General features: G+C 66.0%; 12 protein-coding genes. 6 read left to right on the top strand and 6 right to left on the bottom strand.

Features of this window, described 5'->3' with window-relative positions; genetic code table 11:
• Positions 1 to 39: 39 nt before the first annotated feature.
• The 6 genes from DQG17_RS01880 to coxB form a co-directional block, all read right to left on the bottom strand.
• Positions 40 to 714, bottom strand: a complete 675-nt coding sequence (locus DQG17_RS01880; protein WP_116132533.1) for an SURF1 family protein — start codon at positions 712 to 714, stop codon at positions 40 to 42.
• Between the two features lie 127 nt (positions 715 to 841).
• Positions 842 to 1,645 (bottom strand): cytochrome c oxidase subunit 3, encoded by an 804-nt coding sequence (locus tag DQG17_RS01875; protein WP_116131051.1) that lies wholly within the window; start codon positions 1,643 to 1,645, stop codon positions 842 to 844.
• Positions 1,646 to 1,667: 22 nt separating this feature from the next.
• Positions 1,668 to 2,237, bottom strand: a complete 570-nt coding sequence (locus DQG17_RS01870; protein WP_116131050.1) for a cytochrome c oxidase assembly protein — start codon at positions 2,235 to 2,237, stop codon at positions 1,668 to 1,670.
• Complete coding sequence (locus DQG17_RS01865) at positions 2,234 to 2,419, bottom strand: hypothetical protein (protein ID WP_116131049.1); 186 nt, start codon at positions 2,417 to 2,419, stop codon at positions 2,234 to 2,236. Before DQG17_RS01865 ends, DQG17_RS01870 begins: the two co-directional genes overlap by 4 nt.
• A complete protein-coding gene (gene cyoE / locus DQG17_RS01860; protein ID WP_116131048.1) occupies positions 2,416 to 3,360 on the bottom strand; it encodes a heme o synthase in 945 nt (314 codons plus the stop codon). The genes DQG17_RS01865 and cyoE overlap by 4 nt, the downstream gene beginning before the upstream one ends.
• 27 nt (positions 3,361 to 3,387) lie before the next feature.
• Positions 3,388 to 4,284, bottom strand: coding sequence for a cytochrome c oxidase subunit II (gene coxB, locus DQG17_RS01855; RefSeq protein WP_116131047.1), 897 nt, complete (start codon positions 4,282 to 4,284; stop codon positions 3,388 to 3,390).
• A gap of 193 nt (positions 4,285 to 4,477) precedes the next feature.
• Here coxB and tldD point away from each other — a divergent pair, with 193 nt between their 5' ends.
• From tldD to DQG17_RS01825, 6 genes are all read left to right on the top strand, one after another.
• On the top strand, positions 4,478 to 5,908 hold the full coding sequence (tldD, locus tag DQG17_RS01850) for a metalloprotease TldD (protein WP_116131046.1): 1,431 nt from the start codon (positions 4,478 to 4,480) through the stop codon (positions 5,906 to 5,908).
• Between the two features lie 216 nt (positions 5,909 to 6,124).
• Complete coding sequence (gene dprA / locus DQG17_RS01845) at positions 6,125 to 7,291, top strand: DNA-processing protein DprA (RefSeq protein WP_116131045.1); 1,167 nt, start codon at positions 6,125 to 6,127, stop codon at positions 7,289 to 7,291.
• 111 nt (positions 7,292 to 7,402) lie between these two features.
• Complete coding sequence (topA, locus tag DQG17_RS01840; protein WP_116131044.1) at positions 7,403 to 10,171, top strand: type I DNA topoisomerase; 2,769 nt, start codon at positions 7,403 to 7,405, stop codon at positions 10,169 to 10,171.
• Positions 10,172 to 10,359: 188 nt separating this feature from the next.
• Positions 10,360 to 11,064, top strand: a complete 705-nt coding sequence (locus tag DQG17_RS01835) for a CoA transferase subunit A (RefSeq protein WP_116131043.1) — start codon at positions 10,360 to 10,362, stop codon at positions 11,062 to 11,064.
• Entirely contained in the window at positions 11,064 to 11,690 is a 627-nt protein-coding gene (locus tag DQG17_RS01830) for a CoA transferase subunit B (RefSeq protein WP_116132532.1), read from the top strand. The genes DQG17_RS01835 and DQG17_RS01830 overlap by 1 nt, the downstream gene beginning before the upstream one ends.
• A gap of 236 nt (positions 11,691 to 11,926) precedes the next feature.
• Positions 11,927 to 12,121: a hypothetical protein gene (locus DQG17_RS01825; RefSeq protein WP_116131042.1), complete on the top strand. Its 195-nt coding sequence runs from the start codon at positions 11,927 to 11,929 to the stop codon at positions 12,119 to 12,121.
• Positions 12,122 to 12,134: the final 13 nt, after the last annotated feature.

Genomic DNA, 12,134 nt, shown 5'->3' with positions numbered 1-12,134 from the left:
GGAGGTATTTTGACCAAGAAGAAGCCCTGGGGCTTCGGGTTAGGGGTTCGGGCGAGCCATACGACGAAGCAGCAGCGCTGTCATCCCCAGCCAGACCGCGGCCATCCCGAACCACTGGATCGCATAGCCGAGGTGGTTGTTGGGGATGCCCGCGGTATCGACTGGTAGCGGTGTGACGCCGACGTCCGGGCCGATGATCTGGCGGGCCACGACGAGCACGGGTTCGGTGCCAAGTTCTGCCGCCATGGTGTCGACGTCGCGGGCATACCAGTAGTTTGCCGCGGTGTCGTTGTCGGGGGTGAAGCTGTCATGCTCGTCGGGCCAGTGGAGGTTGCCGATGACCGTCAGATGCGCCGGCGGGCGCGGGGCATCCTTGGCCTCGGCGGGCACGATGCCTTCGTCGAGCAGGATGCGGCGGCCGTCGTCGAGCGTGAAGGCGGTGACGATCCGGAAAGCCGCACCGACGTCATGGGTCGAGACCAGCACGTCGAGTTCGCGCGGGCCGGTCTCGCCTGTCACCTCGACCGGCAGATAGCGGTCGGCGGCCGGATCGGGATGGCTTGGCAGCGCCACCGGATCGGCCACGATGCGGCCCTCGATCTCGGCGAGGATGCCGCGTTTCCAGTCGAGCCGCTGCAGCTGCCAGACCCCGAGAGCGATCAGGGCCGCGGCACCGAAGAGGCCGACGAGAAGCGGAAAGATGTATCGGCGCATGTCGGAGCCTCCTGCGATGTGGCCGTTTTCGGGCGGCACGTCGCGCAATGCAATGGGGCGCGGTCGGCCCGCGCCCCATCCTGTACTTTGGTCCGACGCCCCATTTCCGGGCACCGGGACGATGCCGTCAGGCGCCGCCCCAGATGTAAATTGCAAAGAACAGGAACAGCCAGACCACATCGACGAAGTGCCAGTACCAGGCCGCCATCTCGAACCCGACGTGATTATCCGGCGTGAAGTGACCGGCCCGGAGCCGCATGTAGCAGATGAACAGGAAGATCGTGCCGATGATGACATGGGCACCGTGGAACCCGGTCGCCATGAAGAAGGTCGCGCCATAGATGTTTCCGGCGAAGCCGAAGGCGGCGTGGCTGTATTCATAGGCCTGGAAGAAGGTGAACAGCAGGCCGAGCGCGCAGGCCAGCAACAGTCCGGTCGCCATGTCCTTGCGGTTGTTCTCGTGCACCAGCGCGTGGTGCGCCCAGGTCGCCGCAGCCCCCGAGCAAAGCAGGATCATGGTGTTGATCAGCGGCAGGTGCCAGGGGTCGAAGGTGACGATGCCCGCAGGCGGCCAGACGCCGTCGACAGCCGGATAGTCGGGCCCCATCGGATAGAGCGCACTCTTGAAGAAGGCCCAGAACCAGGCGACGAAGAACATCACCTCGGACATGATGAAGAGGATGAAGCCATAGCGCAGGCCGATCATCACCACCGGGGTGTGATCGCCGATCTGGTTCTCGGTGACGGTCTCGGACCACCAGGAATACATGGTGTAGAGCACCACCAGCAGCCCGGCGATAAAGATGAAGGGCGGGCCGTCGTGCATCCATGCGACCGCCCCCGAGAGCATGATCACGGCCCCGACAGCCCCCATGAAGGGCCAGATCGAGGGATGCAGGATGTGATAATCGTGGTTCTTTTCGTGTGCCATGTTCTGGTCCCTCGCGCCTGGACTAGTCTGCAATATGCAGCGCCGCCTGCTCTTCCGGCAGGGCGATCTCGTGGAAAGTGTAGGAAAGCGTGATGTGGGTCACCGATTTCGCATCGCGATCGGCGACAATCTCGGGGTCGACGTAGAAGCTGACCGGCATCTGCACGGTCTCGCCCGGCTGCAGGACCTGTTCGGTAAAGCAGAAACAGTCGATCTTGGTGAAAAAGCTGCCGGCCTCGAAAGGCGAGACGTTATAGCTCGCCTGCCCGGCGACGGCACGGTCGGTCGGATTATGCGCCTCGTAGAAGGCAAGGCCGGTCTCGCCGATCCGCAGTTCCATCTCGCGCTGAACGGGATGGAATTGCCACGGCATACCGCGTTCGAGGCTGCCGTCAAAGCGGACCTTGATGGTCCGATCGAGGATCACGTCCGAGCCGGCATCGGCGGTCCTGGTGGTGCCGCCATAGCCGGTGACCTTGCAGAACATATTGTAGGCCGGCACGGCCGCCCAGGCGAGCGCGCCCATGACCAGAACCACGGTGACGGTCTGGGCAAGCGTACGGTTGGGTCCGGTGAGACGGCGAAAGATCATCCGCCCGTCCCCGTCGCCGGTGCGGGGGCCGAAACCATGCCGGTCCCCAGCACGTCCTGGCCCTTGCCGACCTTGACGATGGTCATGCCGAAGACGATCGCCACGAATCCAAACAGCAGCAGCCCGATGCCGGCGTTCCGTCCGCGGCGGCGATGGTGCAGTTCATGGGTGGCACGGATCATGCGAACCCTCCCCAAAGCCCGCGCAGCATGGCATCGGCCAGCAGCGCGCCAAACAGGAGGAACATGTACCACAGCGACAGCTTGAAGAAGCGTTTTTCGACGCCATAGGCATCGGCCTGGGCCTGCGCCGTGTCGCGCCGCCAGATCCGGACCGCGCCCAGCAGAAAGCGGGCGTTCATCACCAGCGCGGTGACAACAAAGACCGGCCCGCCGATCGAAGTCAGCGCCAGTGCGAGCGAACATGCCGCCAGCGCGACCGAATAGGCCAGGATGTGGCGGCGGGTGGCGTCATGGCCGTGGGTGACCGTCAGCATCGGCACGCCGGCGTCGTCGTAATCGCTTTTCATGAACAGCGCGAGCGACCAGAAATGCGGCGGCGTCCAGATGAAGATCAAGGTGAACATCAGCAGCGATTCGACCGATATGCCGCCCGTCGCCACCGCCCAGCCGATCATCGGCGGAAACGCCCCGGCGGCGCCGCCGATAACGATGTTCTGCGGCGTCCAGCGTTTCAGCCACATCGTGTAGATGACGACATAGAAGAAGATGGTGAACGCCAGCAGCCCGGCCGCCAGCAGGTTTGCGGACAGCGCCAGCATCATCACCGAAAGCCCCGAAAGTGCGAGGCCGAGTCCCAGCGCCTCGCCGGGGCTGACCTTGCCCGACGGGACCGGCCGGTTCCGGGTGCGGCGCATGACGGCGTCGATATCGGCATCCCACCACATGTTCAGCGCTCCTGCGGCGCCGCCGCCGATGGCGATGAACAGCACCGAGGTGAAGACGAGGAAGGGATGCACGTGCACGGGCGCCACCAGCAGACCTACCAGCGCCGTGAACACCACAAGCGACATCACCCGCGGCTTCAGCAGGGCGAAATAGTCCTTCAGTTCCGGCTCGGCGGCAAGGCCGAGGGACGGGCTGTGCAGGCTGCTGTCAGACATCGCGCGGACCTCGCGTTTCAGACCGTATCATTCGGCCGATGCGACCGTGAACGGGCGCGGCGTGCCGGCGAATTGTTCCTTGGCGCGGCCGAGCCAGGCGTCATAGGCCTCCTGGCTCACCACCTTGACCGTGATCGGCATATAGGCGTGCGCGATCCCGCAGAGTTCCGAGCACTGGCCGAAGTAGACGCCTTCCTTCTCGGCCCGGAACCACAATTCGGCCAGCCGGCCGGGGACCCCGTCCTGCTTCACGCCGAACGCAGGCACGGTCCAGGAATGGATCACGTCGGCGCCGGTGACCTGCACCACAACGATCTTGTTGATCGGCACCACCACGGCATTGTCCGTCGCCAGCAGGAAATGTTCTTTCTTGTAGCCCGCCGCTTCCAGCTGCGCTTCGACCTCGGGCGTCATCTTGTTGCCGGCGTCGGCGCCGATCATGAAGCTGTCGAAAGCGATGCCCTCGTCGGGATATTCATAGCTCCAGTACCACTGGTTGCCGGTCGCCTTGATGACGACGTCGCCCTCGGGGATGGTCTGTTCGTTGAAAAGGACCGGCAGCGAGAACGAGCCGATGAACACGAGAATCAGGATCGGCACGATCGTCCAGGCGATTTCCAGCGGCGAATTGTGGGTGAATCCAGCAGGTTCCGGGTTGCTGCGCCGATTGTAGCGCACGATCACCACGATCAGAAGACCCAGCACGAACAGCGCAATGGCGGTGATGATGTACAACAGCATCCCGTCGAGCCACTGCAGCTCGCGCGCGATGTCGGTCGACGCCGGCTGGAATCCTGTCCCCCCCGGCACAGGCGCGCCGCGCACCTCGAGATCGCCCAGCCCGTCCTGGGCCAGAGCAGTGCCGGCAAATGAAATTCCGGCCAGCGCAGCCCAAAAGCCGCTCCTGAGCGTTGAAAGTCGCATGTCTTGTCCCGTTCGCTATGGCAGCCAAGGCCGCTGCGGGCGACCACCCCGACGGCCGATGCCATCGGGAAGATGCCCGTTGTCTCCTGAAATCTAGAGACCATATTACGTTTTGCGAAACAAGCCGGTGATTTGCATCTGCAAGCCACGCCAGACTCCCATCGACCCGATCCCCCGAAAGGAGGCGTCCCCAGTGACCTCTGCCGAAAGCTCGTCCTTCCGCCCGTTCGACACCCATCTGGATCGGGACACGGCCCTTTCCGTCCTGCGCGGCGCCACGCAGGGCGCCGACGACGGCGAGATATTCCTCGAACGGCGACGTTCCGAAGCGCTGGTCTATGACGATTCGCGCCTGCGCACCGCAAGCTATGACGCCTCAGAAGGCTTTGGCCTGCGCGCTGTGCGCGGCGAGACCGCGGGATACGGCCATTCGACCGAGATCAGCGAAGGCGCGCTGCGCCGTGCCGCCGAAACCGCGCGGCTCGCGGTGGGCGATGGCGGCGGGGCGCTCGACGTCGGGCCACTGGCGACGAATCGCAGGCTCTATGGTGATTCGAACCCCATTGGCGATGCCGCGTTCCCGGTAAAGATCGAGACCCTGCGCGAGATCGACGCCTTCGCCCGCGCCCTCGACCCCCGCGTGGTGCAGGTCTCGGCGACGCTCGCCGCCTCGCTGCAGGAGGTCACGATCCTGCGCCCCGACGGAACGCTGGTCGAGGATCGCCGCCCCATGAGCCGGCTGAATGTCAGCGTCATCGTCGAACAGGACGGGCGGCGCGAACAGGGCGGAACCGGCGGCGGCGGGCGGACAGGGCTCGATGGCCTGATCGACCACACCGGTTGGGAGGCGATGGCGCGCGAGGCTTTGCGCATCGCGCTCGTCAATCTCGAGGCCGAGCCTGCCCCCGCCGGTGCCATGGATGTGGTGCTTGGCCCCGGCTGGCCCGGGATCCTGCTGCACGAGGCCATCGGCCACGGTCTTGAGGGCGATGCGAACCGCCGCGGCACTTCGGCTTTTGCCGGGCTGATGGGGCAGCGGATCGCGGCCCCCGGGGTCACCGTTCTGGACGATGGCACGATCCCGAACCGCCGCGGTTCGATCAGCGTCGATGACGAGGGCACGCCCTCGGGCCGCAACGTGCTGATCGAGGACGGGATCCTTGTCGGGCTGATGCAGGACCGCCAGAATGCCCGGCTGATGGGGGTCGCCCCCACCGGCAACGGACGCCGCGAAAGCCATGCCCACGCGCCGATGCCGCGGATGACCAACACCTATATGCTGGGCGGTCAGACCGACCCGGCCGAGATCCTGTCGGGCCTTGAGGACGGGCTTTATGCCGTCGGCTTCGGCGGCGGCCAGGTCGACATCACCAACGGCAAGTTCGTGTTTTCCTGCACCGAGGCCTACCGGGTCCGCAATGGCCGGATCGGCGCGCCGGTTCGGGGCGCGACGTTGATCGGCGACGGGCCGACCGCGCTGAAACGCATCACCGCCATCGGCAACGACATGGCGCTCGACCCCGGCATCGGCAACTGCGGCAAGTCCGGGCAATGGGTGCCGGTGGGCGTGGGCCAGCCGACGCTGCGGATCAACGGGCTGACCGTGGGCGGCTCTGCCGCCTGACTTCTGCCCGCCAATGATCGGGCCATGCCACCGCGCCTGGCCCGAGGAATTCGTGCTGAAATCCCGGGCAGGCGACGGCATTCGGCCGAATGCGACGGCAGAACGCCGCGCCGCCTGCCCTTTCAGGTAGAAAAATCCGCGCTCGCAATCGCCGTTTACGTGCGGTTAACCGATTCGCCTTAGCCATGATCTCAGCAAGAGACGGAGTGGCAAGGAATGGATTTGTTTGTTTCCCCACCCCCCCTCGCACCACCAACCTCGGAAGGACTCAGGCTATCCTGGCTCCGTCTCTTGCGCTCCCGCCGTGTTGGCGCGGCGACCTTCTTTCGTCTGATGACCGAACATGACGGCGACGCCGATGCTGCAATCGCCGCCCTGCCGCAGATGGCCCGCGCCGCCGGGATCGACGGCTATGCGCCCTGCCCGACCGAGGTCGTCGAGCGCGAACTGAAGGCAGGCCGCAAGGCCGGTGCACGGCCGCTGTTCTACGGCGACGCGGAGTATCCGGCCGGCCTCGCCGATCTGCCCGACCCGCCGCCGGTTCTGTGGGCCCGCGGTCAAGTCGATCTGGCCCGCCTGCCCGCCGTGGCGCTGGTCGGCTCGCGCAACACATCGAGCCTTGGCCGTCGCATGGCGCGCGCGCTGTCGGAAGGGCTCGGGGGGGCCGGGTTTGTCGTCGTCTCGGGGCTTGCCCGTGGCATCGATGCCGCCGCCCACGAGGGTGCGCTCGCAACCGGCACCATTGCAGTGGTCGCGGGCGGCGTCGACGTCGTCTATCCGCAGGAAAATGCCGAGCTGACGGCGCGCATTGCCCATGGCGGGCTGATCCTGTCCGAAATGCCCCCGGGGCTTCAGCCTCAGGCCCGCCATTTTCCCCGTCGCAACCGGCTGATTTCGGGCCTGTCGCGCGGCGTCGTCGTGGTCGAGGCCGCGGCGCGGTCTGGCAGCCTGATTACCGCTCGCGACGCGCTCGACCAGGGGCGCGAGGTGCTGGCGGTGCCGGGCCATCCGCTCGACCCGCGCGCGGCGGGCTGCAACATGCTGCTGCGCGACGGCGCCACACTGGTCCGCGGCCCCGACGATGTGCTGGAGGCCCTGGGCACCCCGGCCCCGCGCCGCATCGCCGACACCCCTGCGCCCCGCGCCGCCGCCACCACCGCGCAGCATCCGAAGATCACGGTCGCGGCCCCCGCCCCGACGGCCGCCGGCGGATCGCTGCGCGAGCGGATCCTCGCCCTGCTCGGCGCCGCGCCGATCGCCGAAGACCAGCTGGCACGCGATTTGTCGCTGCCCGAACGCCAGATCGCCGACGAACTGCTGGAAATGGAGATGGACGGCGCACTGCAGCGCCAGCCCGGCGGTCTTCTGGCCCGCGCCGGCTGAAATCGCGAAAAACCGGCCGCCCCGACCCGCCGCGGCGCGGCATTGACAACCCCGTCAAGGCACCACATCTTCCGCCGCCAATTGGCAACAGCCTCAACGGAAGACCCTCCCATGCCCGTCGTCGTCGTCGAATCGCCTGCCAAGGCCAAGACAATAAACAAATATCTCGGCGACAACTATACCGTTCTTGCCTCCTACGGCCATGTCCGCGACCTGCCGGCCAAGGATGGTTCGGTCGATACCGAGCACGGATTCGACATGACCTGGGAGGTCGGGAACGATTCGCGCAAACACATAAAGGCGATTGCCGACGCCCTGCAGGACGACAACGAACTGATCCTCGCGACCGACCCCGACCGCGAGGGAGAGGCGATTTCCTGGCATCTGGAAGAGACCCTGCGCAAGCGGCGGGCGATCCGGAAGGACACCGGGGTCAGCCGCGTGGTGTTCAACGCAATCACCAAATCCGCCGTCACCGAGGCGATGAAAAACCCGCGTCAGGTCGACCAGCCGCTGGTCGATGCCTATCTGGCACGCCGGGCGCTCGACTATCTGGTGGGCTTCAACCTGTCTCCGGTTCTCTGGCGCAAGCTGCCGGGGTCGCGTTCGGCGGGCCGGGTGCAATCGGTCTGCCTGCGGCTCATCGTCGAGCGCGAGATGGAGATCGAGGCGTTCCGGCCGCAGGAATACTGGTCGGTCAAGGCGATGCTCGAAACCCCGCGTGGCCAGAGCTTCGAGGCGCGGCTGTCGGTTCTGGGCGGCAAGAAGCTCGACCGCTTCGACATTGCCAACCGGACCGCAGCCGAGCTTGCCGTGCAGGCCGTCACCTCGCGGTCGCTGACCGTCCGGGCGGTCGAGGCGAAACCTGCCTCGCGCAATCCCTCGGCGCCCTTCATGACCTCGACCCTGCAACAGGAAGCGAGCCGCAAGTTCGGCATGGGTGCGCGCCAGACCATGTCGGCGGCGCAGCGGCTGTATGAGGCCGGGCATATCACCTATATGCGGACCGACGGGATCGATATGGCCCCCGAGGCCGTGACCGCGGCCCGCGAGGCGATCAAGGATCGCTATGGCGCCGAATATGTCCCGCAGTCGCCGCGGATCTACAAGAACAAGGCCAAGAACGCGCAGGAAGCGCACGAATGCATTCGCCCGACCGAGATGACGCGGGATGCCGAAAGCCTGCGCCTGTCCGAACCCGACCAGCGCAAGCTGTATGACCTGATCTGGAAGCGCACGCTCGCCAGCCAGATGGAGGCCGCGCGGCTTGAACGCACGACGGTCGACGTGGCCAGCGACGATGGCCAGGTGGTGCTGCGCGCCACCGGGCAGGTGATCCTGTTCGACGGTTTTCTTGCCGTCTACGAAGAAGGCCGCGACGACAGCCAGTCCGGCGACGACGAGGACAGCGCCCGTCTGCCGCAGATCATGCAGGGCGAGCCGGCCAAGCTGGCGCAGGGCGCACTGGTGGCCGAATTCCGCAAGGCCGCCACATCGGGCGATACCGACGCGGTGATCGAGGCCGACGCGCCGGCTGGCGACATGCAGATGGTGGCCTCGGCCGTGCTCGGCCATCACGGCGCCACGCTTGCGCTGCAACATTTCACCCAGCCCGCGCCGCGCTATACCGAGGCGACGCTGGTCAAGAAGATGGAGGAACTCGGCATCGGCCGGCCCTCCACCTATGCCTCGATCGTCACCACGATCCAGGACCGCGGCTATGTCCGCAAGGACAAGAACCGGCTGTTCCCCGAGGACAAGGGGCGGTTGGTGATTGCCTTCCTGATGAACTATTTCCGCAAGTATGTCGGCTATGACTTCACCGCCGAGCTTGAGGGCGAGCTTGACGACGTCTCTGCAGGCGAGGCCGACTACAAGGATGTGCTGGCACGGTTCTGGCGCGACTTTTCGGCCGCCATCGCCGAAACCTCGGAACTGCGGATCACCGAGGTGCTGGAAAAGATCAACGAGGTGCTGGAGCCGCACCTGTTTCCGCCAACCGCCGATGGCAGCGACCCGCGCGCCTGCCCGGTCTGCGGCTCGGGCCGGTTGTCGATGCGCACCGCGCGTTCGGGCGGCGCCTTCATCGGCTGCTCGAACTATCCCGAATGCCGCTATACCCGTCCCTTTGGCCCTCCGGGCACCGAGGAATCCGGGATCGGACCGGATGGCAAGCTGCTCGGCCACGACAACGAGGACAAGATCACGCTGCGCGACGGCCGTTATGGCCCCTATGTGCAGCGCGGCGACGCGACCGAGGAAAACCCCAAGCCGCCGCGCGCCAGCCTGCCCAAGGGCTGGTCGCCCGATGACATCGACCTTGCCAAGGCCTTGATGCTGCTGAACCTGCCCCGCGAGATCGGCCCCCACCCCGAGGACGGCGAGATGATCGAGGCCGGGATCGGCCGCTTCGGCCCCTTCGTCAAGCATGGCAAGGTCTATGCAAACCTGCCCGACGTGAACGAGGTCTTCGAGGTCGGCATGAACCGCGCCGTGGAGCTTCTGGCCGAGAAGGCCGCCCGCGGCGGGCGGCGGGGAACGGCCGCCAAGGCACTGAAGGAGATGGGCGAGCATCCCGATGGCGGCGCGATCAGCATCATGGACGGCCGCTATGGCCCCTATGTGAAATGGGAAAAGGTCAACGCCACCCTGCCCGAGGGCACGACCCCGGACAGCGTGACGCTGGAAGAGGCGCTGCAGCTTATTTCGGAGAAGGCGGCAAAGAAGGGCGGGCGCAAGAAGGCGGCGCCAAAAAAGGCCGCGTCAAAGACCACGGCCGCGAAAAAGTCGTCGCCGAAGACAGCCGCCGCGAAGAAGACCACGGCGAAGAAGGCCACGGCGAAGAAAACCTCAGGCAGCGCCGAGACCGACGCAAGCTGACCCCGCCAGACCCCGAGCCGATCAAGGACGTTGTGCCCCGGAGCGCGCTTCGCGCGCGGCCGGCGCGTGCCGTTGCGGCGTGATCCCCCGGCAGGCGCGCCCCGTCGCGCTGCGGTGCAGCCAGCATTTGACAGAGGCTGCGCAAGCCTTCAGAAACCGTCAACGACAGGAAAACCGGGAGGTTCTGGATGAACAAGGTTTACGGGTCCGCGGCCGAAGCGCTGGATGGGCTGTTGCAGGACGGAATGCTGATTGCTGCGGGCGGGTTCGGGCTCTGCGGGATCCCCGAACTTCTGATCGACGCGATCGTCGACAGCGGCGTCAAGGATCTGACCGTCGCCTCGAACAATTGCGGCGTCGACGGGTTCGGGCTGGGCAAGCTGCTCGATACCAAGCAGATCAAGAAGATGATGTCGTCCTATGTCGGCGAGAATGCCGAATTCATGCGGCAGTTTCTGGCAGGCGAGCTCGAGCTTGAGTTCAACCCGCAGGGCACGCTGGCCGAACGGATGCGCGCCGCCGGCTGCGGCATTCCGGGCTTCTACACCAAGACCGGCGTCGGCACCGTCGTCGCCGAGGGCAAGGAGCACAAGGACTTCGACGGCGAGACCTATATCCTCGAGCGCGGCATTTTTGCCGATCTTTCGATCGTCAAGGCCTGGAAGGCCGACGCCACCGGCAACCTGGTGTTCCGCAAGACCGCGCGCAACTTCAACCCGCCGGCGGCGATGTGCGGCCGTGTCTGCGTGGTCGAGGTGGAGGAGATCGTGCCGACAGGCTCGCTCGACCCCGACAGCATCCATCTGCCCGGGATCTATGTCCATCGGCTGGTCCAGGGCCAGCACGAGAAGCGCATCGAACAGCGCACCACCCGCAAGAAGGAGACCGCATGATGCCCTGGGATCGCAATCAGATGGCCGCGCGGGCGGCGCAAGAGCTGCAGAACGGCATGTACGTGAACCTTGGCATCGGCATTCCGACGCTGGTCGCGAACTATATCCCCGAGGGCGTCGAGGTCACGTTGCAATCCGAAAACGGCATGCTCGGCATGGGCCCCTTCCCCTATGAGGGCGAAGAGGACGCCGACCTGATCAATGCCGGCAAGCAGACCATCACCGAACTGCCGCAGACCGCCTATTTCGACAGCGCGCAAAGCTTTGGCATGATCCGCGGCGGCAAGATCGCCATGGCGATCCTTGGCGCGATGGAGGTGTCGGAACAGGGCGACCTTGCGAACTGGATGATCCCCGGCAAGCTCGTCAAGGGCATGGGCGGGGCGATGGATCTGGTCGCCGGCGTCGGCCGCGTTGTGGTGGTGATGGACCACACCAACAAGAAGGGCGAAAGCAAGGTGCTGAAGGAATGCACCCTGCCGCTGACCGGCAAGGCCGTGGTCGACCGCATCATCTCGAACCTCGGGGTGCTCGATGTGACCGAAAACGGACTCCAGATTGTCGAACTGGCCCCCGGTGTCAGCCGCGAGGAAATGCTGGCCTCGACCGAAGCCGCGATCGTCTGATCGCCGCGGGGCCCCGGCAAGGGGCCCCGCCATCTGCCCGCGCCCCGGAACCGGGCGCGCGACCGCCCCGGATGCGATGATTCCAACTTGCCGGAATGAGACCGGGTTTCGCGCCACGCGGGCCGCATTCCTGCCGCAATCCAAAGGCTTTGTTCATACTTGCCCGCGGCCGCAACCGGACGCACACGCCGAACCGCCGGGCGACAGGTCTGAACGGGTGTGGCGGAGAGCCGAAGATGCGAGTGAACGGAAAGCCGAGAGCGGTCTTCAGACGTGAGAGCGGTTCACCGGCAATCGACTGGATCGTCACGAGCGCCGCGGTCCTCGGGCTTGCCATCGCGATCCTGACCTCGATTTCGGACGGGCGGCGAAGCCTCGACCACGCCTATCCGGACGAGATCGACGTGCCGCGGCAGAAACCCGGACCCTGACCGCGCCAAGGCA

Source organism: Tropicimonas sp. IMCC34043 (genome assembly GCF_003390845.1).
Lineage (GTDB): Bacteria > Pseudomonadota > Alphaproteobacteria > Rhodobacterales > Rhodobacteraceae > Tropicimonas.
The sequence above is the reverse complement of the archived record's forward strand: the minus strand, read 5'-3'. Positions and strand labels throughout refer to the sequence as shown.

Excerpts from the sequence above, each read along its gene's own strand:
- DQG17_RS01875 (WP_116131051.1), bottom strand. The coding sequence starts at position 1,645 with ATGGCACACGAAAAGAACCACGATTATCACATCCTGCATCCCTCGATC.
- dprA (WP_116131045.1), top strand. The coding sequence starts at position 6,125 with ATGGATTTGTTTGTTTCCCCACCCCCCCTCGCACCACCAACCTCGGAA.
- DQG17_RS01870 (WP_116131050.1), bottom strand. The coding sequence starts at position 2,237 with ATGATCTTTCGCCGTCTCACCGGACCCAACCGTACGCTTGCCCAGACC.
- topA (WP_116131044.1), top strand. The coding sequence starts at position 7,403 with ATGCCCGTCGTCGTCGTCGAATCGCCTGCCAAGGCCAAGACAATAAAC.
- DQG17_RS01835 (WP_116131043.1), top strand. The coding sequence starts at position 10,360 with ATGAACAAGGTTTACGGGTCCGCGGCCGAAGCGCTGGATGGGCTGTTG.
- DQG17_RS01865 (WP_116131049.1), bottom strand. The coding sequence starts at position 2,419 with ATGATCCGTGCCACCCATGAACTGCACCATCGCCGCCGCGGACGGAAC.
- DQG17_RS01880 (WP_116132533.1), bottom strand. The coding sequence starts at position 714 with ATGCGCCGATACATCTTTCCGCTTCTCGTCGGCCTCTTCGGTGCCGCG.
- coxB (WP_116131047.1), bottom strand. The coding sequence starts at position 4,284 with ATGCGACTTTCAACGCTCAGGAGCGGCTTTTGGGCTGCGCTGGCCGGA.
- DQG17_RS01825 (WP_116131042.1), top strand. The coding sequence starts at position 11,927 with ATGCGAGTGAACGGAAAGCCGAGAGCGGTCTTCAGACGTGAGAGCGGT.
- DQG17_RS01830 (WP_116132532.1), top strand. The coding sequence starts at position 11,064 with ATGCCCTGGGATCGCAATCAGATGGCCGCGCGGGCGGCGCAAGAGCTG.
- cyoE (WP_116131048.1), bottom strand. The coding sequence starts at position 3,360 with ATGTCTGACAGCAGCCTGCACAGCCCGTCCCTCGGCCTTGCCGCCGAG.